Below are 22800 nucleotides of genomic sequence, written 5' to 3'. Positions count from 1 at the left end.
ATGTCGTGACTGGACAGAAGTTGATAGACGACCTATCTGAATGGCTCCTGGGGCGCGGATTTTCTGTCACGGAAGAGCGCCAAACGGGCGGATTCGAAGACATCCTGCTTCGTTTTATCGGGGAGGAGTGTGAAGTGCACGTGATTCGAGAGCGAGGGGAATGGAGAATTGCTGTGGCCCCCCCTGCCGGTGAACCGGAGCTTCCGCCGCGGATCTGGCGGTATTACATTGACAACGTTCCAGTGCAGGTAACGCTAGCCGAACAGTCGGAGTCTTTCGAGGTAGAGGTTGACTTCGTGCAAAATAGACTGAACGAAGTTATTGCCGCTGTGCAGTCCGATGAAAATATCGGCGACCGGCTTGTCGACATCAATTGGACGATCGTCAAAGATAGACTCGGACTTGATCCAAGCATGCCGCTGCCCGGACAGCCGGGATTCGGATCTTCGTAAGATCCGGCGACGGTGCTGTGGCTCAGCTACCCCGACGCACCCGTGGTCGAGATTCCGGGCGCCGGCCACTTCCCGACCGAGGACGCGCCCGAGACGCTGCTGGCACTGCTCGAGCTGTTCGGTCTATCGGCACCATCACCAACATGCGCCACCATGTCATCACCGCACTGCTCAGCTCCCTCGCCCTGCTGTCGCTCACCGCGTGCGGGGATGACGGCTCCAAGGAAGCCCCACCGAAAACTGAATCCTCGGCGCCAACAACGTCGGCTACCACCGAAGGGGCGAAGACGGCAGACCTGCCCAACCTTGTTGGCAAAGGGCTGCAGAGCGCCCAGGACGCCGCTCAGGCCGCTGGCTTCTACGCGCTTGCGTCGCATGACTCACTCGGCCGCGGACGGAAGCAAGTACTCGACCGGGATTGGAAGGTCTGCTTCCAGACGCCAGGGCCGGGCAGGCGGACGACAGACACTGAAGTTGATCTCGGGGTTGTCAAGCTTGAGGAGACGTGCCCGGACACAGACCAAACGGAGCCGCCGAAGGCAGCCGGGAAGATGCCTGACTTCAAGGGCAAGTTTGTCAAGGTTGCGCGGGAGGCCCTCGATCCTTCCACCAGCATCACAGTGACAGATGCTTCCGGTCAGGACCGGAACGTCTTGGTGGAGTCGAACTGGAAGGTGTGCAGCCAAGAGCCCTCGGCTGGCGCCGAGCTGACGGGGCAGCCGGTGTCTTTGAAGGCCGTGAAGTTCGAGGAGTCCTGTCCGTAGGGACAGGGTAGAGCGGCAGCATGGTCCGGTTCGTGCGGCGGTGCGGGGATCACTCGGCGCTCCCGTTGCGGGCCTGCGCCAGCAGCTCCTCAACGACGTCGGCCTTGGGGAACATCGGTACAGCCGTTGGCGCTGAGATTGATCACGAACGCAGGGGACCCCGGTGAGGGTGATCACCGGGGTCCCCTGCCGTTGTAGCGGGCGGGCGGCGCCGCTGGTCAGGTTCGCGGCGGGAAGAGTTCGAGGAGGCGTTCCTTCTGGCGGGCGCCGAGGCCCTGGACGCGGCGGCGTTCGGAGATGTCGAGGTAGCCAGGAGCTGGCCGGCGCGGACCTTGCCGATGCCGGGCAGCGATTCCAGCAGGCGCCGTACGTACGTCGTGCCGACGATGGAGTCCTCGCGCTCCAGCACCTCCTTCAAGGTGACCTTGTTCGTCTTGAGGGCTTCGAGGACCTCGCCGCGTTCCTTGCGGACGGCGGCGGCCTTCTTCAGTGCCTCGGCGCGAGCCTCGGCGGTCAGTACGGGCAGAGCCATGGGCGCCGCTCCTCTTCCTTCGTACGGGCGTTGGCGGTCATCATCACTCCGCCGTGCGGCTGGTGACCAGCAGGTTTACGGGATCCGCGCCCCCCTCTACAAGGGTGGTGTCGTGTCGGTGACGAGCCGCAGGGCGGGGCGGGCGGGGGCGAACTCGCCGAGTTCCAGCGCCGCCTCGCGCCAGTGGGCGGCCAGCTGAAGGAGGCGTTCGCTGTCGTGCCGGAAGCCGGTCGGCGGGGCGCTCGGGATGGTGGGCCACAGGATGGTGGCGGCGAAGCGGAGCGCGTGCATGGCCGCGGTCGCGTGGGGGTCGACGCCGCCGCCCTCCAGGCGCCGGAGCATGTCGAGCCGTTCGGCGGTGGCGATGAGTTCGCTGAACACCTTCTCGTACTCCTGCGCGCGTACGGCCGCGAGGTCATCCACGGGGGCCTCCAGCGTTCGGGGGCGGCTGGGCCTGGAGGCGTTCGCGGAGTTCGATCTCCTCGGGGGTGAGCGGGTCCTCGGGCCGGCGGATCCGGGCGGGCTTGGGCCGCAGCGGCAGACCGTCGTCCACCTCGACGGCCTGCTCGGCCTCGGCGAACGCCCGGTAGAGGGAGGCGACCGACGGGGACTTGCCCGCGTTCTTCCCCTCCTTGATCGTGAGCTTCTTCGCGATCTCGGGGACGGGGACGCCCTTGTCCTTCAGCGCGAGGGCGAAGGTGAGCATGTCGTCGTCGATGACCTTCGGCCGTCCGCCGTGGTTGCCCTTGGCCGCTGCGGCGACCTGGCCTTCGAGGGTCTTCTCCCGGATGTAGTTGCGCTCGATCTGCCCGGCGACGGCGAGCACGGCGAAGAACATGGCGCCCATGCCGTTGGGGTCGTAGATGCCGGTGAGCGGTCCGGTGAGGAGTTCGAGCTGGATGCCGCCGTCCTGGAGCTCGGCGGACAGCGTCATGAGTTCGGCGGCGTTGTGCGCGAGGCGCTTGAGCTCATGGACGGTGAAGATGACCGGCGTCTCGGGGGCGGCCTCCTTGAACTGGTGGGCCAGGGCGAGCGCCTTCTCCAGTTCGGGTCGGACCTTGATCCGGGTGCTGATCTGCTCCTGGAAGATCTTGTGGCACTCCGCCCGGCGGAGGGCTTCGAGCTGGCTCGCCAGCTCCTGGCGGGCGGTCGACGTCCTGGCGTACCCGATCCTCACCGGCCGCTCGGCGCGGGGAGCGGGGACCACCGCGAGCGCGGGGCCCTGCTTCCACGCGCGGCCCGGCCGCCGGTCGGCGGGCACCGGCACTTCGAGTTCCTCGCGCAGCGCGGGCACGAGGACGAAGCGCGGGGTGTGGTACTTCGCCGCGGTCTTGCCGCCGCGGGTGCGGCAGGCGGAGCCGGCGGGCGCGTCACAGTTCGGGCAGTCGTGACGTTCTACCGCCAATGCGGCCTGATCGGGCGTCAAATCCATGGCGGCAGTCTCTCAGAACTGCCTCGCACAACGCGCCGGTTTCGAGAGGGCTTTTGCGAGTGGCGACCTGCGGAAACGTGATCACTCCGGGGGCTCTCGCAGAACTCTCACAGATGAGTCAATTATGAGAATCGGGTCGGAGCGGCTTCTTCCTGAACCAGCGGCGGAACTTCCCAACCTTTTGCTCACGCCCGAGTTCCTCAAGTCGATCCGCCAGCAGGCCCAGTACGGCGTCAAGTTGCGGAAGCACGGAGGGCGGCGTGTCAATTTGCCGGTCGTATAGCTCCGCAGCCTCCTCAGTCGCGGTGAGTGCCTCGCTGCGGCGCCCGGCCTCCCCCAGCCGTCTGCCGAGGTTGGACAGCGAGCGTGCGAGTTCGGGTTCGTAGGCGGCTGGGTTGTCGGCCGCAAGCCGACGGTGGATCTCCACGGCCTCCTCAGTCGCGGTGAGTGCCTCGCTGCGGCACCCCGCCTCCGCCAGATCAGCGCCGAGGTTGGACAGTGAGAGAGCCAGGTCGGGTTCGTAGACGGCTGGATTATCGGCCGCAAGCCTGCGCAGGATATTCACCGCCTTCTCGGCAGCGGCGAAGGCCTCGTCCTGACGCCCAGCTTCCGCGAGCCAGACGCCGAGGTTGGACAGCGAGCGGGCGAGGTCGGGTTCGTAGACGGCGGGGTTGTCGGCAGCAAGCCGGTGGTAGATCTCCACCGCCTCCTCGATCGCAGTGAAGGCCTCCTCGATCGCGGCGGCGGCGCCGTTCTGACGCCCAGCTTCCGCGAGCCAGACGCCAAGGTTGGACAGCGAGCGGGCGAGGTCGGGTTCGTAGACGGCGGGGTTGTCGGCAGCAAGCCTGCGCAGGATCTTCACCTCCTCTTCGGTCGTGGTGAGGGCCTCGCTGCGGTGCCCCGCCTCGGACAGATCAGCGCCGAGGTTGGACAGTGAGAGAGCCAGGTCGGGTTCGTAGACGGCTGGATTGTCAGCCGCAAGCCTGCGCAGGATCTCCGCCGCCTCCTGTTTAGTGGTGAGGGCCTCGCTTCGGTGCCCCGCATCGGCCAGGTGGACCCCAAGGTTGGACAGCGAGCGTGCGAGGTCGGGTTCGTAGACGGCGGACTTGTCGGCCGCGAGCCTGCGCAGGATCTCCACGGCCTCCTCGGCGGCGGTGAGGGCCTCGCTGCGGCGCCCCACCCTGGACAGATCAGCGCCGAGGTTGGACAGTGAGCCGGCGAGTTCGGGTTCGTAGACGGCGGGGTTGTCGGCCGCAAGCCTGCGCCGGATCTTCACCGCCTCTTCGGTCGTGGTGAGGGCCTCGCTGCGGCGCCCCGCCTCGGCCAGGTGGACCCCGTGGTTGGTCAGTGAGGTGGCGAGTTCGGGTTCGTAGGCGGCTGGGTTGTCGGCCGCAAGCCGACGGTGGACCTCCACGGCCTCCTCAGTCGCGGTGAGTGCCTCGCTGCGGCGCCCCACCTCCGCCAGATCAGCGCCGAAATTGGTCAGCGAGCGTGCGAGTTCGGGTTCGTAGGCGGCTGGGTTGTCGGCCGCGAGCCGACGGTGGATCTTTACTGCCTCTTCGGTCGCCGTGGGGGCCTCGCTGCGGCGCCCGGCCTCCACCAGCCGTCTGCCGAGGCGGGACAGTGAGCCGGCGAGTTCGGGTTCGTAGGCGGCTGGGTTGTCGGCCGCGAGCCGACGGTGGATCTCTACGGCTTCCTCAGTCGCGGTGAGGGCCTCGCTGCGGCGCCCCGCCTCCGCCAGATCAGCGCCGAGGTTGGACAGTGAGAGAGCCAGGTCGGGTTCGTAGACGGCGGGGTTGTCGGCCGCGAGCCGACGGTGGATCTCTACGGCCTCCTCAGTCGCGGTGAGGGCCTCGCTGCGGCGCCCCACCTCCGCCAGCCGGCTGCCGTGGTTGGACAGTGAGGTGGCGAGGGCGGGTTCGTAGACAGCGGGATCGTCGGCCGCGAGCCTGCGCCGGATCTTCACCGCCTCTTCGGTCGCGGTGAGCGCATCGCCCCGGCGCCCCGCCTCCGCCAGCCAGCCTCCGTAGTTGGACAGCGAGCCGGCGAGGGCGGGTTCGTAGACAGCGGGATCGTCGGCCGCGAGCCGTTGGTAGATCTCCACTGCCTCCTCGGCGGTGGTGAGTGCCTCGCTGCGGCGCCCCGCCTCCGCCAGCCGGATGCCGTGGTTGGACAGCGAGCTGGCGAAGTTGGGTTCGTAGGCGGGGGAGGCTTGCGCCAGTTGCCGGTCAGCCCAGGCAAGGGTTTCGGTGAGTCCCAGAGCGAGGGGGGAGATGATGCGGGATGGGTAGGGCAGTGCGGCCGAGGCGGTATGGACGGCCTCGTAGTCGAGGGGAGCGTTGATCAGGGCCGTGTCCAGGGTGCGCAGGACGTGTTCGCTGTCGGTGGTGCGTTCGGCGTTGTAGTGGGCGATGACGGCGCGGGCCAGGACGGTGATGGTCTGGGCCTGCTGGGCGGGGGTGCCTGCGGCGAGGAGGGCGGGCAGCAGGCGGCTGTGTTCTTCGAGGATGCGGGAGGCGTGGTATTCGGCTACGCGGTCGGGTTGCAGGGATCCCCAGTAGCGGTCCGGGCCACCCGGGTACAGGGAGGCCAGCCAGGCTGTGGCGGATGCCTGCTGGTGGTCGGGCAGGCCGGGCAGAGCGGTGATGACCTGTCGGGCCTCGTCCGGGGTGCTGGCCCCGCACAAGGCTGCCGTCGCGACCGCAGCACCCAGGGTGGGAACGGGCAGGTCGAGTTTGTAGGCGGGGGTCTTTGCGCTGGCCTCCCAGAAGCGTTCCTCATGTTTGAGGAGGGTGCGCTCCGGCGGAGTGCCGGGGGGCGTGTCGGCGGGCCGGGGTCCGTGCTGGAGGAGGGTGACCAGGGCGGTCATCTGCAGAGTGAGGACGTTGTCGTAGCGAGGGTGGTTCAGGTCGGAGGGGGGCCGGATCGTGCCAGCAAGGGACTTCCAGTCATGTGTGGGCAGGGTGGGGACCTTGGGCAGCAGGCAGGCGAGGTCGTCAGCGGCCTGCTTGAAGGCGCTTTGCCGGTCATGAGCGGGTTTGCCGGCGGGTATGAGCGGGCCGAGAGGGATGACCGGGGCTTCTTCGAGTAGGTCCCGCACGTCGGGGACGGCCTGAAAGGAACCGGTGCGCCATTCGCCATCTGAGCGCGCGAGCAGCAGGAGCCGTACGCGGTGGCGAGAGCGGTGCACGTGGGTGATGAGGCGGCGCAGCAGGCGGGGACGGGTCTCGGCATAGTCGACGACCAAGAGCAGGGGCAGGGCGGTGCCCAGGGTGGTGAAGTCGGGTGGGGTGCCGTCGAAGAAAGGGTCGTCGGTGAGGTCGGATCGCAGTTGTCCGGTGACCCAGCCCTCCCAGCCGAGGATGTCGGCGAGGCGGCGGGCGAGGCGGGTCTTGCCCTGTCCACCTGGCCCAGTCATGACCGAGATCGCGAAAGTGTCCGGTTCGTGCTCGCACCAGCTGCGCAGGTCGGCGAGTTCGGCATCACGGCCGTGGAAGGCGACGGCCTCGGCGTCCGCGCGCAGCAGCGCGGCGGGAGAGCGGAAGGCACGGGCGGCGGCGGAGGAGGTAAGCAGCGCAGTAGGTTCGATGGGTTCGAGGACGGGTTCCCAGCCGGTGTGCTCGGTGATGAGGTCGCGAAAACCGGGGTCGGCGAGGAGATGGGCTGCGGGGGTGGCGGTCAGGCGGGTGCCGCCTTCGGCCTGGCGGTCGCGGCGCACGACGCCGCACAGCATGTCCCCGCCGAAGCCGTCGTCGGTGAGGACGGCAGCACCGGAGATGCCCGACCAGCGGCTCCCCGATGTGCCTGGAGGTATGTCGACAGGGAGAGTGGGGTCGGTGCTGGAGATCTCGTAGCGACCGGCGAGGGATCCGGTGCCTGGAGTGATGCGGCCGGTGAGCTGTTCGTCCAGGCGCCGACCGTCGTCGGGGTCTTTCTGCATACGGGGGAAACCGGTGAGGGTGACCGGGTGCGGTCGGGTGCCGATGAGCAGGCCGTACCTCTGCGGCGGACGGGTGAGCAGATCGCTGAGGGACTCCGGCGTCTGCCAGCCGTGGCTGTCGCGGATTTCGATCAGCGCGGCGTCCACCGTCTCATCCAAGCGCCGCCAGCGCACGGCTGCGGGAAACTCCTGTCCGCTGGCATCGGGGCGGCTCACCCTGAGCGCGTGAGGGTCGGCGTGGTTCATGCCGTCCACAACGTGGGAGGCGGTCAGCACCAGCCGCGGCGCGATCAGGTAGCCCGAGCCGAAGCCCTGCTTGTCTGTGCCTGGTTTGCGTATCCGGATCTGCACCCGGCGGTCGAACTCCACAACAGTCCCCCCGTTCTTGCTTCATGCCCTGCGTGGTACTGGTCGTGGACCGGGTTACTCCTCGTCGCTGACGTCAAGGTCGCCGCCGCCGGGCAGGTGCGGCTGCAGCTTCACGGTCACCGCGTGAGTGGCCTTCCGGCCGCTCTCCTTCTTGCCGCCCAGGCTGATCACGCTCCACCGCAGTCCGCCGTTGACCCCCTTGGTGCCGGTCAGCTCCAGGCCGAGGTCCAGCGTGATCTCCCCTAGCGTGAACAGCACCCCCCGATGGCCGCCGCCCGCAGGGGCGGCGATCCGATCCTGGGCCTCGGCGATCTGATCCCGCAACAGAGCGATGGCGTCCGCCAAGTCCATCCATTCTTCGCCCGAACCGCTTACGCTGCCCATCACGATCCCCCCTCTTCTCGTCTCCCCTGCCTGCGGCAGGGGCCGTATCTGATTCTTTCTCCTGGAGTAAACCCACAGAAACCGTGCCATCGTTGGTGCGTTCTGCGACCCTGTCGCGCCCTCTTCGACCATGGGCATACGTTGCTACCCCTATACGTCGTCCTCTGTATCTGTGTCCGGGGCACGCAGGGGCCGTAAGGCCCCGCCGTCCGGGACGGTTGAGCGGAAGCTGTAGCGCCCCAGGAAGTTGAGGTTCGCGTGACGCAGCGGGGAAAGCCGGGCCACGTCCTCGACGAGGACGTCGTGCTCACGCGTGTCGGCCGGCAGGGCCCACAGCTCAGCGACCGCGGCGTCCAAGTAACGGGTCGTCCACAGCACGGCGGCGTTGAGGACCAGGCCGAGCGCGCCGAGTTGGTCTTCCTGTCCCTCGCGGTACGCCTGCATGATCTGCCCGCGTTTGCCGTGGCAGATGTCGCGGGCGAGCTTGTGGCGGGACTCCTGGACGGTGAGCTGCCGGTTCATCTGCCGTCGGTAGGTGTCGTCGACCGGGTCGACCACACGCAGCAGACGCAGGGTCTTGGCGATCCGCCCGTACTCGGCGAACGCCTGACCCAGCGGGGTGGGGCGGCCCTCGCGGCCGAACATCCGCAGCAGGTCGTAGGCGCGGACCTGCCCGGTCACCAGGGAGCCGGCCACCCGCAGCATGTCCGGCCAGTGCGTGATCACCTTGTTCAGGTTCACCCGGTTGCGCGCGAGGGCCTCCAGTGGACCGTAGCCGCCGGTGGTGACGCCGGGCATCTCCGCGCGCCAAAACCGCTGGTCGGCCAGGTCACGGAAGCGCGGGGAGAAGTTGTAGCCGAGCATGGAGAACAGGCCGAACACCATGTCGGAGTACGAGGCGTTGTCGGTGGCGACCATCTCCGGCTTCACCCCGGCGTCCAGGTTCAGCAGGGTGTCCAGGATGTGCAGGGAGTCGCGCGGGGTGCCGGGCACCACCATCTGCCCGATGCCCGCGACCTGGTCGTTCACGGCGTTCAGCCAGGTGATGCCGCGTTTGAAGTGGTAGTACTTCGGCGACGGGCCGGCGTTGATGGTGCGCTTGGGCACCACGAACCGCAGTCCGTCGACGGAGGCGAGCAGGCCCTCGCCCCAGTGCGCGACGATCGGCACGCGTCCCTGAGCCTCGATCAGGTGCGCGTTGGCCGCGGCGATGGTGTCCGCCCGCAGGTAGTACTGGTCGACGTGCACGAGCCGGGCCCGGGTGAGTGCCTCGTCGTTCGGGTCGATGACGGGGGTGTAGCCGATGTTGCAGGCCTCCGCGACCAGCAGCGCCACCAGGGAGGTCTTCAGGCTCTCCATGCGGGTGCGGCCGTCGCCGAGGTGCACGAAGGCGTCCAGGAACCCGGTCCAGGAGTCGACCTCGAACAGCAGGTCCGGCAGGTCGATCTTCGGGAGCATCGCCGCGGTGGTCTGGCGCAGCCAGCGCAGCGACTTCGGCTCACCGACCGCGCCGAGCCGGTCCACGTTCAGCTTCAGCCGCCCGTTGGGCTGCACCTCGAAGCTGAGCTTGGCGTCCTGCCCGGCCTCCTCCAGCCGTTCGGCCATCAGTTGCCACGCGGCGTCCAGCGCCCGTACCCGCCCGGCGAGGTGTTCGGTGACCGGCTCATCCAGGCTCAGGCCGTGCAGGACATCCTCGGCGACTGCCTCCCACTGCTGGCCGTCCAGCAGCCGCGCTCGCGGGTCGGACCAGCGGTTCGACGGCGACGCGAACACGTCCCGCCGGTTCAGCGCCCGGTAGAGCTGCTCCAGCACGCACACCACGTACGCGTCGCGGTCCACAGCCCCTTCGGGCAGGTCGGGGTTGGAGAACACAGCCCGCTTCCACGCCGGCGGCACGAGCTTGCTGTCGATCTCGCGCGGCAGCAGCGGCTTGACCTTGACCTTCCGCCGGGCTAGCGCGGGCAGCCGCTTCACCGCCGCCAGCACCCGCGCCCCGCCGGAGGCCGCCCCGAGCGCGGGCGACTCCCCGAGCAGGGACAGGAACGGGCGGACGGTGTTGTAGCGGGTGGCCAGCAGGCGCCGCATCTCGGCTTCCGCCTCGTCGTCGCCGGGCGGCAGCAGTTCGTCCAGCAGCGCGGCGGCGGCCTCCACCTCCTCGCGCGGACCAACCTCCGTCTCCAGCGCGCGCCACAGCGCCGCCGCGTCCAGGTCGGCGCCGTGCTCGGTGACCAGGCTCAGCTGCTCGCTCCACAGCCGGTACACCGCCGTGACCGTACGGGACGCCTTCGCCAGCCGCGGCTTCGCCGCCAGCCAGTCCTTGTCTGTAGCCCGCTTCGCCGCGCTCATCAGCTTCACCTGCATCAGCAGCGCGAACAGATCCAGCGCGTCGTCGATCGCGGACGCCTCCAGGTGCCGCACCACCGACGTCAGCAGCGCCGTGCGCTTCGGCTCCGGGGTGCGCTCCAGGTTCGGCGCCTTGCTGCCGAACCCCGTGCGGGCCATCGCCGCCAGCCGGTTCGGCGGGACCTTGCCGATCCTCACCCGGCCCAGATGGAAGGAGGAGATCTCATCGACCCGCTCCAGGGCCTTCGCCATGCCCGTGCCCGTGGTCCGCGTCGGCGGCCGGCGCAGCCGCTCCAGTGCCGAGACCCGCCGCCCCTCCGGCACCTCAAGCAGCGCGACCAGGTCGCCGGGCAGCGACGCGTCCGCCCGCCGCGCGGCCTTGGCCACCGTGGCGTACAGCCGCTTCTCCGCGACCGCCCGGACCTCCGCCACCTGCCGGGCCAGCACACTCACGCCCGGCAGCAGCACCCGGCTCCGGCGCAGCCACCCCACCGCCTGGTTGAACAGCGCGACCGGCCCCTCTGCGTGCGTCCACGCACGGCCGTGCAGGAACGCGCGGAACTTCCGGCCCCACTCGTGGTCCTCGAACTGGTGGTAGCCGTAGGCGTCCCGGATCTCCCACGCGTGCTCGTACGCCGTCATGTGCCGCTCGGTGTACCGCTTCACACACGAGACGTCCTCCACGCCCAGGTGCTCCGCCAGGTGCTCGATCACCGACCACGGCACGTCCAGCGGATCCTCCTGAAACAGCCCCAGGTAGCGGACGGTGCACATTTGGAGCGCGAACCCCAGCCGGTTGTGATCTCCGCGCCGCTTCCGGATCAGCTCCCGGTCGACGTCATCGAGGTAGAAGAACCGCTCAAGCTCCGGCCGCGTCGGCTCCTCCACGAACCGCCCGTACGCTTCGGCCTGCTCATCAGTCAGAATTTCCACTGGCACCCGGCGGACGGTAGCCACGGGCCGGACGACTCACGTGATCTTCGGGCGAACAACCGCGAGCCCTGGGACCACTGTGCTAGACGACCAAGATCAAGTGCTTAGCGCTAGTGGCTGTTCCGTTGTTCCCCGAGGCCGGTAACGGCCCCGGCAAATCCAGGGCCATGGCATCGCTTTGAGTGATACATGCTGCGTATCCGCGGTGCGTGAGGTGCGAGAAAGGGGGAACCGTCCACGGCGTGCGCCGCGCATATGCCCCTCATTCCATGGAAGTAACTCATATTTTGTGTGCTTGTAGGACTGATGTAAGGGCATCCGACGGTCAGGAGGTTGATAACGATGGTTCCCCTGCTTCTAGTTCTTCTGCTGGCTCTGATCCTCTTCGGCGCGGGTTTCGCCCTGAAGGCACTGTGGTGGATCGCAGTGATCGTGCTCGTCGTGTGGCTGCTCGGTTTCATCGTCCGTACGGCGGACAGCGGCGGCCGCAAGGGTCGCTGGTACCGCTGGTAGACGACGGACACACTCGGCGCGAGGACCGCGTTACGCGCGAGAGGTGGGTGGGGCCCGGCCGGGTACGGCCGGGCCCCACCCACGTAGGAAGGCTTCCTGCCAGGGCGGTTGGGAGGGATCGGGCGTATCGGGCGCACCGCAGGGTACGTGAGTGATGCACCGGCCCCGCAGACCCCGCAGTGGAACCCTGCTCCTCCTGTCTGCGGGGCCGCTGCGCACCGCTTTTGCGCGACAAACGGGCCGGGCGGCCCGCGACCGTGTCAAAGCGGCAAGCATCGGGCCCCGGCTGATGCTTGCCGGCAGATCATGCGACCGCCAATCAGTGGCAACCCTGCTCCAGCTCGCCACCGCAGAGTCAGTCATCTGAGACTGCTCGCAGGCGGCGTGCCCGTCCAGCGTTCTGTGCAGAACAATGCACTTCTCGATCATGATCGTGCCCAGCGTGGACCATCGACAGGAGCACAGCATGAGCGACGCGACGAACAGCACCGATCCGACGGCCCTGGGCTTTCGGTTCACCGTCGTCATCGAGGGCGAGAGCGGGCACGCGGAGGCGTGGGTGGGTTGCAGCAGCAGTACGACGTGGCCGAAGCTGCCGGAACCGAGGTACCTGATCGCGGTACGCAGGACGGTGGCGCGGTCGGTGACGTCGCGGTCGGCCAGGACGTGGGGCTGAAGTGCAAGGTTCTGCCGATGTGGGCCGCGCACGGTGTGGCTGGGCATCCGCTGGCGCTGACGAAGAAGGAGCTCGCGACGCTGCTGCGGCTGCTGGAGGCTGTGATGGCGCCGGGCTGGGTGCACCGGGACGGGCGGGTAACCCCGGCCGGGCTGCTCGGGTCGCGTACGGGCCGGGCGGCTGCGACGGACCGGCTGGCGCTGCTGCTGGTGGTGCTGGAGGCGAGGGAGAACGGTCGGGTGCGGCAGTGCGGCGGCACGGTGGGCACCCGGCGCGGTCGGGCGGCCGCAACGCTGGCCCGGCTGCTGGGCTGCACGGCGTCGGCGGGCGAGCGGGTGCTGGAGCGTCTTGAGGACCGGGACCTGGTGATGCAGGTCCGTGTGTGTACGGCCTCCGGGCTGCGTTGCCCTACGCCTCCGAGGCGGAGCGCCGTACGGCAATCGACCGGCAGCTGCACGAGACGGTGACCGCCCGGGCGTGGGCCCGCGAAGACGAGTGGGAGCAGGTCCGGGCCCGGCGGGCAGCGGCCGCCAAGGCCCGCGCCGAAGCCCCGGTCGAGCACCCCGCCCTTGATGAGCCGGCCACGCCGCCGGCTTGGGTCGTGCTGCCCGCCCCGCGCCTGGCACCCGCCCCGCCCTCACCGCAGCCGGAGGCCGATGTCGACCGGGACCTGGTCCTCGAGGACCTGACCCGCGAACAGGTCCTGGACTGGCGCACCCGCGCCGCCCGCGACCACCAGGTCGTGTTCGACCACATCCGACCTCGCCGTCGCCCGCCACCAGCCACCAAAGCCGCATCGCATCCGGTCCCGGACGCCGGTACGCGTCGGCGCGCACGTCCTGGAGACGCCGCTGCGCATCATGCTGTTCGCGCAGAACGTCGACACCATCGGCGCCGGCGACTCCTTCCAGGCTTCCCTGCTCGACGTTCTCCAAGGACCCGACGGTGTGCGCATCCCACCGCCCTGGAACCGTTGGCGCCGTCAGGCCGCCGTGACGCCGTAGCGGAGGGGCTGGGCCGGGACAAGCTGTTTCGTTCCCGGCGTTGATCTTCTTTTGGGGGTGCTGATCAGCTCGCCGACCAGGGGGTGCGGGATGCCCGCCCGCGAGGGGTGGTATCACCAAGGTCGCGGTGAGCCTTGGCCTGGGTAAGCCAGTCGCCGGAGGTCCGCGCGCTGGGAGGGCCCGGTACCGCCAGGCGTTGGCGTTCCCGGCTGAGTTCGGGTGTGCATGTGTGCACAGTGCCTTCGTTTTTCAGACTGCGGGAATCGTTGATCCCGGAATTCCTGCTTCCGGGGTGACGAATGGCGGCGCTCTTTATTTCAGGGGTGGCGAAGGGTGGCGCTTTTCTGAATCAGGTATCCGGTCCGAGACGGGAACTCTTTGAATGGCAAGGGACATGGCTGTCTGTGCGCCCCTGCCGTGCGCGGGCGTGCAGGCGGCGTGTGCTGCGGGTCGCGGCTCAGCGGCCCAACCACAGCTTTCGTCGGCACCATGCCGCCCGAAGGCCCTTCTTCCGGAGAGGAGACCCGCGCGTGTGGAACCACAGCATGCGCGTTGACCTGCCATGATGCAGAGTGCTTTGCATGAAGTGTGGCCCCAGTACCTTGCCGGAGTCCTCGTGCTGGCCACCGGTGCGGCGACTGCGGCCGCCGCACGCCTCTTCCGTCGGCGCCGTTCGGTGACCCGCGGCCAGGACACTGTGCCCCACCCAGAAGAGCCTCGCTAATCCCTGCTGGACTTCATACATGGATACACGTATGCCTTCTCAAGAAAATGTCGTCCGCCGGACGACAAAAAGCGTCGTCATTAAGACGACACTTTGCAGTCGGCCCGAAGAAACCAATCGCGCTGCGGCCTGGCTGCATTTACACACCCAGCGCGAACGAGACCCGGACGAATGGGCTGGTGAACTGGCCCTGGCCGCCAGCCGCGAGTTCAGGCCCGAGGACCGCGACCTGACTGATGTGGCCGCCAAATACGATGAGCTGATCCAGCGTGTCCGCTACCGGGATCCGGACATCGACGAGACCAGCGTGCTTGCGGCGCTCCTCGTCGTCCGCGCCTTGCGCGACAAGCTTCTCCTGGACGAGCGGCGCCTCATCGGCGCGGCTCGCGCGCTCAACGTCACCTGGCGGCGCATCGCCGATGCCCAGGAACTCAAGAGCCGGCAGGCCGCCGAACGCCGGTATCTCCAACTACGCGACGACATCGACGACATGGCCCCCGACGCCGAGGAAAGGACCCAGGCCGAGCGCGTAGAGGTCGCCCGCGCCCGCCGCGCCCGCCGCGCCGAGTACATCTGGGCCACCACACACGCCGGCCCGATCATCTCCCTGGCGCTGCGCCTGGACGCGGTGCACGACCTGCAGCAGCGTGCCGACGCCTCCGAGGCCGCCCGCAAGGCGCACCAGCTCGTCAATGCGGGCACTGTCTTCGAGGGCCGGCCCGCACCGCCGCCGGTCCGCATGCCGTGGCCGGATCGGCTGCACGAAGCGGTGGCCACCTACCGCACCCATCAGAGCGCGTTGGCCGAGTACCGGGCCCGCCCGCAGCCCACCGTTCTCGGTGAGGATGCCCGCCCGCCCCACGGGCTCCTGTTGCCCGTGTCGTACGACCGGCTGGTGCACGACCTGTTTGGCCTCATCGGCAACGCCCGGGATGTTGACCTGGATGACCAACCCGGCCTTGCCGACGACATCCGGGGCCTGTACGCGGAGGCCGGTGCAGCCTCACCGCATGTGGACTGAGTCCGCGGCAGCAGTACCCGAACGCACAGGAAAAGTACGGACAGGAGCTGAACCTCGCCCGCTACATGAGGACGGCAACGTGGCCGACGGCGGGGAGTGCGAGGCAGTGTCTGGGTTCCCGCCCGGCACAGGGATGCCGGGCGGGAGAGGGGTGTGCGTCCCTCCTTGGGTGGTTCTTCAGCACGAGGGCCCGCACAGCCTTCCAGACGGGAAGGTTCGACGCCGGGGCGTCGGTGTTCCATGGTGGGGATCGGGCGGGCTGCTGCAACGGTAAGTGGCTTTTCCCACTCATACGGGTTGAAAAGCGCCGCAATGTGTGCGCGCCTGACTGGCTGTGTCGGGTAACTCCCGCCTCTCTGACTCCTATTGTTCCGTAACTCCATGATCACTTGGCGTGGCGAGGGCTGGACGGACCATGCTGGCGTCCTGCTCCTCGTGAGGCGCTTCAGCACCGCCTGGCGAGGGGTTCCTTCCAGACGCCCATTCCAGGGAACTAGGTGCGATGTCCAGTTCGCAGGTGTCGACCGCCGCTGCGGTGGCGGCGGTCTTCCCATCCGGCACGGCGCGGGCCGTGCCCGGGCACCTCCCGGTGCCCGTCACGGGGTTTGTGCCGCCCGGTACGGCAGGGCCTGATCTTGTCGTGCGGCCCGGTTTACCCCTTCAGGGTCCGGCCGGTTCGCGCCGGGTGGTCGCGACGCCGCGCGTGCGGCGGAAGGAGGCACCGCGATGACGTCCTCCGCGGTGCCGGAACGATCTGACGGGGAGCCTGTCAGTCGGCGGGGCCGCAAGCCCGAGCCGATCTCTGCGGACGTGGGTGCCGCGCACCGGGCCTGGCTGGAGTCGGTCCGCGCGCGGCTGCGCGCCAGCGGTCTGACGCTGGACGAGCTCGTGGCACGCTCGGGGTATTCCAAGACTCGTATCTCCGAACTGCTGCGCGGCAACGGCTACTACCCTGGCTGGGAGATCACCTTCAGCGTGATAAAAGCCCTGGACATCCCGCCGTGGCCGATGCGCCGGCTGTGGGCGGCGGCCGCCCAGGAGGCCTGCAAGGAGCCGGACTGGATCCGCCGCTCCGTCGAGGACGTGGCGCTCGAGCGGGAGCTGCAGCCGGTGGCCCACGAGGGCTTCACTGAGTCGTTGAGTGGCCACTACACCGCCTATGCCCGTGCGTTCCTGCTCACCGACCACCGCGCCAAGTGGGTCGTGTCGGAGACCTTCGACATCCTGTGGCTGTACTGGGACGAGGCCGCCGCCAGCGCGGACGTGCGCCGTTACGCGTGGCGGCTGCTGCGCTCGCGGGTGATGGCCCGCGCGTGCCGGCACCCCGAGGGCCATGTCGACCTGCGGGCCGCGGCCCTGTCGACGCAGTCGCAGAACGAGAGCGGCGACCTGGCCGAACGGCTCGCCGACGCCGGTGAGCTGGTGATGCTGTTCGACGCGATCGGCCGCCTGCCCGGCAACCAGCAGGACGTCACCGTCCTGCGATACCTCTGCGGTATCGACGAGGACGTCATCCCGGATGTCCTGGGCCTGTCCCCGGCCATTACCCGCGCCATCGACCGGCACGCCCGCGCCGCCCTGGACGACATCTACCGCCGACGTGACGACACCAGGGAGTGATCAGCTCATGACCACCATTGACCAGCTCCTGTCCCGAGCCCGGCTGCAGCGGCAGCCCGCTGTCCCCCCGGACACCGTCCCCTACGAGGACTGCGCCTACCCGGCCCTGACACCGGACGGTTTCGCACTGTGGGACGACGGCCCAGAAACCGCCGACGACACTGCCATGACGAATTTGAACACCCTGTGCGAGGCAGCCGTGACCCACTCCACGGCCTCGCTGGAGGACTTCGTCACCGACCAACTGCCCGCCCCGCGGGGCGCCTGGGTGCTGGGATGCGTCCTGCAGCTCGCGGACGCGGAAGAAGGAGCCCGCTTCTGGTGGCAGTACGCGGCCGGCGCGGGAGACGACGCCGCCTCCTACTGCCTCTACCTTCACCACCGCGCCCTCGGTGAGACGTACGCGGCCGACTTCTGGCGGGAGCAGACCAGCATCGACACCGAGACAGACCCCGAGACGGTCACCCTGCCCGGCGCGACGGCACCAGCCGACAGCCTCCGCCTGGACCGCAGCACCCCCACCGTCCTGCGCCTGCTCAACCGGCTGACACCGCCGGGCGACCGCCCCCGCAGCGAGACCGTCACCGCCGTCCTGGACTACGTCCCCGCCGCCGTCACAGCCGGCTACGCCCGGCACCCTGACCGTGAAATCCCCCTGCCCGGGCAGGACTTCGCCACCCACATCGCCATCATCCTCGCCACCACCTCGCACGCCCCTGGCGCCAGCGAGCGCCCGCAGCGGCCCAACCCGGCCCCCAGGGCATTGCCGAACCGCTCCGGCCATAACCGCAGCAGCGACAGCCGTGTGCAGGATGCAGTGCGCGGCGGGCACCGCTGATGCCGCGCGGCAGTAGTCGGCGGCAGTCTCGGCATGGGCCGTGCCGGCGTATCAGCGGCCGACATCGCATAGGCAGGCCGCCTGCGGTGGACTGGCGTACGACGGGTCCGATGCACTTGGGGCCGGCGGCCCGGTTCACAGCGGAGCCGAGGTCCGTGCGACGGACCCCGGCTCGATGGGACCGGTATGGATCAAATAGTGAGCACGGTGTGCACAAATCGCCTGGTGATCCGTCTGAATGCGTCAATCGCGCGATACTCGGCTGTCTGGGGGGTCGGCGAGGACGGTGGCCACCCGGGCCTGGGCCTGGGCGACGTACTGTTCGCTGGCGAGTTTAAATTCGTCGCTGGCGGCCCGTTCTCGCACGTAGGTTTCCATGCCTTCGCGGATGACGGCGTTGGCCGTGGTCGACAGCACGGCTGCCATGGCCTGGATGCGCTCCAGTAGATGGCCGGGGAAGCGGACAGAGACGACGACCGTGCGGTCTTGTTCGTCGGTTGCTTTCCTGCGCTCGCTCGACACGCGTGTTCCCTTCGTCGGGGACTGGATGCCCCGTTCGTGCCAGGGATCGGGGCATGCCATTCCCGGTTCGACGTGCTGACCGGTTGCCGCCGGACAGCACTCTCGCTGACTGAACGCCGCTCAGACTACGACACTACAAGGTTCCTTGGAGTGGCTACGACATATGTGTTGCGCCGCACATGAGTTCTTTGTCGCCGGTTGTACATCTCTCGGTGTGGTGTTTGACACTCCGTTAGTTCGGGCGTGTCGAGAGCGTCATGTAGTCGTACGTGCCATCCTCCGACTGAACTACACGAAGGTCGTGTCATGATGGCTGTCACGTAGCGCATGCGACCGCGTGCGCCCCGTGCACGCACCTTCACGCAAGCCCCCATACGCAAGGAGTTCCCTGTGCTACACGAGCTTCCCGCCACCCTCGGCCCCGGCCTGAAGGAGCCGCTCACCACCGGCGGCATAACCGCCCACGCATGCGACACCGCCCTGCGCATGATGGACGCCTTCGGCCACGAGAAGATCTACGGCCAGGACATGGAAGCCGAACTCTCCCAGGAGGAACGTGACGCCAAGGTCCTCGCCCTCCTCGGACAGCGCTACATCCCACCCGGCATCCTCACCCAGGACGCCTACTGGGAAGACCAGGCCCGCACCCACGAACGCCGCCTCGTCCACGCCGTACGCGACACCCTGACCAGCCTCGCCAACGAGTCCGGCCGGCCCCCCACGGTGCTCGGTGACGACGGCACCCCCGCCGAGCGCGAGGAGGAATTCCGCGCCCTGGTGAAGGCCGAACAGCCCGCCGTCTCCGTCGCCTTCACCGGCTCCCTGCGCCGCTGGCTGTCCGCGAGCGACGCCACCGCCACGTCCATCGCCATCACCACGTACCTGCCCGACAGGCCCCTCTACGCGGCGCTCGTCACCCCCAAGACCGCGCTGCTGTCCGACTGCTCCGGCTCCTACCGGCTGTCCCTCGATGACGGCTGGCTTGCCATGACCGGGGAGCCGACGGTGGCGGAACCCGACCCGAACTGCGTGGTCCTGCCGCACTCGATGATGGACGAGGCCTCCCGTATCCGTCGCCACTACAGGGACCCGCTCTTCCCTGTCGACACCAGCTCCGCGATCGCCCAGGCCGTGCTGGGAGGCGCCGTGCCGGGCGCGGTGCACCTGCGCGAGCCGGTCCTGAACTCCGCCATCATCCCGGTCGCCGTCGGCCACGGCATGATCGTTCGGTTCCTCGACAACGGCAAGATCCTCAAAGAGCCCTGGGATGCCAGCAGGCACCTGTACAAGGCCGTCACCGGCGAAATCGCCTTCGGCGACTTCGTCGTCGCCCGCAACCGCTGGGACGCCCACCGCATCAGCCGCATCCTCAAGAACGAAGCCGACGACATCGACCCCCTCGACCCACTCGCGCCCTACGACGACTTCGAGTTCGACTTCGGCGACGAGGAAGACATCTAGACCCGCCCAACACCCCCGTAACCCATCCCTGCGGCCGGCGCGAGCCGGCCGCCCCTTCAAGGAAACAATGGTGACCAACGACAATCCCCTCAGCCTTGTCGCCCGCGACGCCGTGAACGGCAACGCGCCCCAGAGCAACAACTGGTTCAAGGTCATCCCGCCTAGGGACGTACGCGACCGCTGGCTCGCCAAGCTGAAGAACACACGCCGCCCGGCCGGCAGCCTCGCTCTCCCGGCGATCGCCACAACATCCAGCCTGTACTTCAGCCACCACCTGCCCCATAGCGACACCGCCATGGCCCTCGGCCTGACCACCCTCGTGGTCGGCTACGACGCCGTGATCGCGATCTGCCGTACATGGATCAAGGTCGCTAGCAACGCACCCACCGCCCAGCGCGCCAACACCAACCCCGCACGCCGCGCAGCCTGAAGTCTGCGAGAGGCCGACCGCACCTCGAACTGCGGTTCCGGCACGGGTGCTCCAACCACTGAGTGGAGCACCCCTTTTTCTTGTTCAGGGGGCGAGAGTGACCTCGATGGAGCTGTTTCGTGTACGCGCTGAGGACGGCGGTGAGCGGGCTCGTCCGGGCAGCGGCGGCTGGCGACCTGCAGCCGGCGGCGGCCGCGATGTCGCTGCCGCTGGTCGCCCAGGACCGCAAGGGGAACATCGTTGGGGCGCTGCTGGGCGTCCTCGCGGTCCGCGAAGACGCCCGCGGGCGGGGGATCGGGGCCGACCTGCTGAAGCGGTACGTGCACGTGTACTGGGCCCGGTAGTCCCAGCTCGGACACCAGGGGGCAAGTAACCCGCCGGTAGGTTCTGCAGGTTCATCGATGCCGGCGTGCGGCGGGGTCGCGTTCGGCGACGTGTCTGGCGACCGCGTCGACGCCGGGGCGGGCGTATCGCTCCAGGGAGCGGACGGAGGCGTGACGGGAGCGGGCCAGCAGCATCGGGGTGGAGGTGCCGCCCTCGGCGTCGTGGGTGAGTGCACTGTGGCGGAGCCGGTGCAGGGTCCAGCCGTCCAGGTCCTCGATGTTCTCGGGTGAGGCGAGGGGGTTGGCCAGCAACCGGGTGTTCTCCTCGAAGATCTCCTCTGCCCGACGGTAGGAGAGCCGGGCCCGGCCGGTCTCCGGGCACACGTCCAGGGTCGCCGTTCCGGTGGGGGCCTTGCGGCCGGTGAGGAACAGCGGGCCGCGGCTGCGGCTGGCGATCAGGCGGGGTAGCAGCTGGGCGGCGCCGGACTGCCAGTGGATCCACTCGGTCGCCCCGCCCTAGGCCAGGGTCCGGCCGCGCTTGTCGCCCGGGTGCAGATCCTCGACGTTCAGGCACAAGATCTCCTCTGCCCGGGCCGCCGATTCGTAGAGCATCTTCCAGAGCGTCTTCTCCCGCAGCGCGGCGTCCAGGCGCCAAAGGGCGGCGATCTGGTTCTCCGCGAGAGCCTTCGTGCGGTCCGGTGGCGCCGGGCGCCGCTCGATGCCGATCGTCGGGTCGCAGGCGATCCAGCCCTGCCGCTGCCACCAGCCGATCGCCTTGCGCCCGATCGACAGCTCGCGGTTGACGGTGTCGGCGTCCATCTCGTCCGCCCGGGCCGCCGCCAGCTCGGCCAGCACCTCCGGCAGCACCGGGTCGTCAATCGCGGCGATGGGGTATATAGGCGGCTTCGCGCCGCGTCGGGCGGGCCCGGTCGGCGTGCGCTCACCGGCGAACATCCACCCCCACGTCGTCAGCGAGGTCCGGTAGATCGCGCGGAGGACTTCGCGATGCCCGCGCCGGTGAGGTACCGCTCGACCGCGGTCGTATAAGTCGCCGGAGGGGTGGAAAGGGGCACCACGCGGGCACGCGGAACTCGCAACGCGCCCCCAACCCCGTTATCGGTCACTGGTTCGATCGTCACGCCCGCCCCGCCCTCCAGGCGCTGCCGCAGTAAATGCGTACACCTCACCTGCGCGGCCGGAATGCCCCGCCGCAGGTCGCGATGATCACCCTAGAGGGCCCACCGCAGTAAATCCGGTATTTACTGCGGCCACCCTGACGAGCCGCCAGGCGACAGAAGTCCGATGAGCCGACCCTGAAACGGAGCCATCGCTGCCGCTAAACCGCTGCACCGCTGACCCTCGCAATGAGCGCAGCCCCGAGCGTCACTCAGCGCTACACGCCACCTGGCCGTAGCTGTACGAGAGCAGGGCCGTGTCCTTCCAGCCCTTTTGATGCGCGGATGCAAAACTGGTGCCGACGTGGCGAAGCATTTAGGGACGGCGAGGCGTCATGAAGACTGAAATGCCTTCTCAGGCACCCACTCAGAGTGAACGCAAGCCGGTCGGTGCGGGTTTGGATTTCTTGTGGCTGGAGTTGACGAACCGCTGCAATCTGCAGTGCGTTCACTGTTATACGGAGTCTGGCCCGCAGACCGGCGACAGTGATCGGCTGACGGCGGACGACTACCTGTCGGTCATGACTCAAGCGTATTCCCTGGGCTGTCGTAAGATGCAGTTCATCGGCGGCGAGCCCACGCTCCACCCAGAATTTCAGCGCTTGCTTGAGGCGTCCAAGGAGATCGGGTTCGAGTTCGTCGAGGTATTCACTAACCTCACCCATCTCGACGAGAAGACAGTGCAGTTCGCCCGCAGTGCTAACATTTACTTCGCCACGTCGGTGTATTCCGACAGGCCCGAGGTGCATGCGGCTGTAACCAGGAACAGGACGAGCCACGCTCGAACCATTGGTAATCTCAAACGCCTCGTTGATAATGAGATCGATACCCGTGCCGCGGTGATCCAAATTGATCAGACGCCGTCGGACATCGAAAGCACGAAACGTTTCCTTGCTGACCTCGGCGTGCGGCACGTCCGATCGTCCTCCGTGCGTGCCTTCGGGCGCGGCGAGGACCTCAGGTCGCAGCCACCGCAGATGTCGGAGTTGTGTGGCCACTGCTGGTCCGGGCGGCTTTGCGTCGCCCCTGACGGTGAGACGTATCCGTGTGTGATGGCGCGACAGTGGCCCGTCGGGAACGTGCTCGACACCACGCTGGCCGACATCGTGCGCGGTGTTGCGCTGCGGGAGATCCGCACGACGATCCATGAAACGGTGTGGCTGCCCAAGCTCGCGGCGGGACGGACCACGGAGGGCCACGCTGCCGAGGGCGAGCCGGACAAGGGCGGCGAGACCCAGTCTCCGGACGAGGACGAGGACCTTCCCGCGTGCCCGCAAAGCTCGTGTCCGCAGAGCTGCACGCCCAACTGCGACCCGAGCGTCGAACGCGAGGAGGACGAGGACC

General features: G+C 68.5%; 21 protein-coding genes and 1 pseudogene. 13 read left to right on the top strand and 9 right to left on the bottom strand.

Features of this window, described 5'->3' with window-relative positions:
- The first annotated feature begins 5 nt into the window (after window positions 1–5).
- Both ACZ7L0_RS26955 and ACZ7L0_RS26950 read left to right on the top strand, forming a co-directional pair.
- On the top strand, window positions 6–452 hold the full coding sequence (locus ACZ7L0_RS26955) for a hypothetical protein (protein WP_471245148.1): 447 nt from the start codon (window positions 6–8) through the stop codon (window positions 450–452).
- Window positions 453–595: 143 nt separating this feature from the next.
- Window positions 596–1216 carry a hypothetical protein gene (locus ACZ7L0_RS26950; protein ID WP_471245147.1) on the top strand — a complete coding sequence of 207 codons (621 nt, stop codon included), beginning with the start codon at window positions 596–598 and terminating at the stop codon, window positions 1214–1216.
- Between the two features lie 218 nt (window positions 1217–1434).
- Here the strand turns inward: ACZ7L0_RS26950 and mihF are convergent.
- The 6 genes and pseudogenes from mihF to ACZ7L0_RS26920 form a co-directional block, all read right to left on the bottom strand.
- Window positions 1435–1748: pseudogene (mihF, locus tag ACZ7L0_RS26945) on the bottom strand (integration host factor, actinobacterial type).
- A gap of 96 nt (window positions 1749–1844) precedes the next feature.
- The gene (locus ACZ7L0_RS26940; protein WP_471245146.1) at window positions 1845–2171 is read right to left on the bottom strand and encodes a hypothetical protein; all 327 of its coding nucleotides are present in this window, start codon (window positions 2169–2171) and stop codon (window positions 1845–1847) included.
- Window positions 2164–3180: a recombinase family protein gene (locus tag ACZ7L0_RS26935; protein WP_471245145.1), complete on the bottom strand. Its 1017-nt coding sequence runs from the start codon at window positions 3178–3180 to the stop codon at window positions 2164–2166. Before ACZ7L0_RS26935 ends, ACZ7L0_RS26940 begins: the two co-directional genes overlap by 8 nt.
- A 118-nt stretch (window positions 3181–3298) precedes the next feature.
- Window positions 3299–7489: a tetratricopeptide repeat protein gene (locus ACZ7L0_RS26930; protein ID WP_471245144.1), complete on the bottom strand. Its 4191-nt coding sequence runs from the start codon at window positions 7487–7489 to the stop codon at window positions 3299–3301.
- Window positions 7490–7543: 54 nt separating this feature from the next.
- Window positions 7544–7840 (bottom strand): trypco2 family protein, encoded by a 297-nt coding sequence (locus ACZ7L0_RS26925; RefSeq protein ID WP_471245143.1) that lies wholly within the window; start codon window positions 7838–7840, stop codon window positions 7544–7546.
- A 183-nt stretch (window positions 7841–8023) separates the two neighbouring features.
- Window positions 8024–11155, bottom strand: a complete 3132-nt coding sequence (locus tag ACZ7L0_RS26920) for a Tn3 family transposase (RefSeq protein WP_471245142.1) — start codon at window positions 11153–11155, stop codon at window positions 8024–8026.
- A 336-nt stretch (window positions 11156–11491) separates the two neighbouring features.
- Here ACZ7L0_RS26920 and ACZ7L0_RS26915 point away from each other — a divergent pair, with 336 nt between their 5' ends.
- The 7 genes from ACZ7L0_RS26915 to ACZ7L0_RS26885 all read left to right on the top strand — a co-directional run bounded on the left by ACZ7L0_RS26915 (window position 11492) and on the right by ACZ7L0_RS26885 (window position 17545).
- Window positions 11492–11662, top strand: coding sequence for a DUF5670 family protein (locus ACZ7L0_RS26915; RefSeq protein ID WP_471245141.1), 171 nt, complete (start codon window positions 11492–11494; stop codon window positions 11660–11662).
- Window positions 11663–12128: 466 nt separating this feature from the next.
- Entirely contained in the window at window positions 12129–12338 is a 210-nt protein-coding gene (locus ACZ7L0_RS26910; protein ID WP_471245140.1) for a hypothetical protein, read from the top strand.
- 17 nt (window positions 12339–12355) lie between these two features.
- Window positions 12356–12805, top strand: coding sequence for a hypothetical protein (locus tag ACZ7L0_RS26905; protein WP_471245139.1), 450 nt, complete (start codon window positions 12356–12358; stop codon window positions 12803–12805).
- 393 nt (window positions 12806–13198) lie between these two features.
- Window positions 13199–13342: a hypothetical protein gene (locus ACZ7L0_RS26900; protein ID WP_471245138.1), complete on the top strand. Its 144-nt coding sequence runs from the start codon at window positions 13199–13201 to the stop codon at window positions 13340–13342.
- A gap of 755 nt (window positions 13343–14097) precedes the next feature.
- Complete coding sequence (locus ACZ7L0_RS26895) at window positions 14098–15087, top strand: hypothetical protein (RefSeq protein ID WP_471245137.1); 990 nt, start codon at window positions 14098–14100, stop codon at window positions 15085–15087.
- 726 nt (window positions 15088–15813) lie between these two features.
- Window positions 15814–16707 (top strand): XRE family transcriptional regulator, encoded by an 894-nt coding sequence (locus tag ACZ7L0_RS26890; RefSeq protein WP_471245136.1) that lies wholly within the window; start codon window positions 15814–15816, stop codon window positions 16705–16707.
- A gap of 7 nt (window positions 16708–16714) precedes the next feature.
- Window positions 16715–17545, top strand: coding sequence for a DUF6207 family protein (locus ACZ7L0_RS26885; RefSeq protein ID WP_471245135.1), 831 nt, complete (start codon window positions 16715–16717; stop codon window positions 17543–17545).
- Window positions 17546–17788: 243 nt separating this feature from the next.
- On the opposite strand, the gene ACZ7L0_RS26880 is transcribed toward ACZ7L0_RS26885, so the two are convergent.
- Complete coding sequence (locus tag ACZ7L0_RS26880; RefSeq protein WP_471245134.1) at window positions 17789–18067, bottom strand: hypothetical protein; 279 nt, start codon at window positions 18065–18067, stop codon at window positions 17789–17791.
- 390 nt (window positions 18068–18457) lie between these two features.
- Between ACZ7L0_RS26880 and ACZ7L0_RS26875 the strand changes: the two genes are divergently transcribed.
- The 3 genes from ACZ7L0_RS26875 (at window position 18458) to ACZ7L0_RS26865 (ending at window position 20302) form a co-directional block, all read left to right on the top strand.
- Window positions 18458–19528, top strand: coding sequence for a hypothetical protein (locus ACZ7L0_RS26875; protein ID WP_471245133.1), 1071 nt, complete (start codon window positions 18458–18460; stop codon window positions 19526–19528).
- A gap of 67 nt (window positions 19529–19595) precedes the next feature.
- Window positions 19596–19958: a hypothetical protein gene (locus tag ACZ7L0_RS26870; protein WP_471245132.1), complete on the top strand. Its 363-nt coding sequence runs from the start codon at window positions 19596–19598 to the stop codon at window positions 19956–19958.
- A gap of 119 nt (window positions 19959–20077) precedes the next feature.
- Window positions 20078–20302 carry a hypothetical protein gene (locus ACZ7L0_RS26865; RefSeq protein ID WP_471245131.1) on the top strand — a complete coding sequence of 75 codons (225 nt, stop codon included), beginning with the start codon at window positions 20078–20080 and terminating at the stop codon, window positions 20300–20302.
- A gap of 51 nt (window positions 20303–20353) precedes the next feature.
- Here the strand turns inward: ACZ7L0_RS26865 and ACZ7L0_RS26860 are convergent, their stop codons facing one another.
- Together ACZ7L0_RS26860 and ACZ7L0_RS26855 are read right to left on the bottom strand one after the other, a co-directional pair.
- Window positions 20354–20665 carry a site-specific integrase gene (locus tag ACZ7L0_RS26860; protein WP_471245130.1) on the bottom strand — a complete coding sequence of 104 codons (312 nt, stop codon included), beginning with the start codon at window positions 20663–20665 and terminating at the stop codon, window positions 20354–20356.
- A gap of 132 nt (window positions 20666–20797) precedes the next feature.
- The gene (locus ACZ7L0_RS26855) at window positions 20798–21235 is read right to left on the bottom strand and encodes a hypothetical protein (RefSeq protein ID WP_471245129.1); all 438 of its coding nucleotides are present in this window, start codon (window positions 21233–21235) and stop codon (window positions 20798–20800) included.
- Between the two features lie 556 nt (window positions 21236–21791).
- Here ACZ7L0_RS26855 and ACZ7L0_RS26850 point away from each other — a divergent pair.
- Window positions 21792–22800, top strand: a 1009-nt coding sequence (locus ACZ7L0_RS26850; protein ID WP_471245128.1) for a radical SAM/SPASM domain-containing protein, incomplete at its 3' end; no start/stop codon positions are given.

The organism is Streptomyces sp. NPDC039424, from assembly GCF_055639495.1.
Note: the sequence above shows the minus strand (reverse complement) of the source record. Positions and strands in the feature narration are given on the sequence as shown.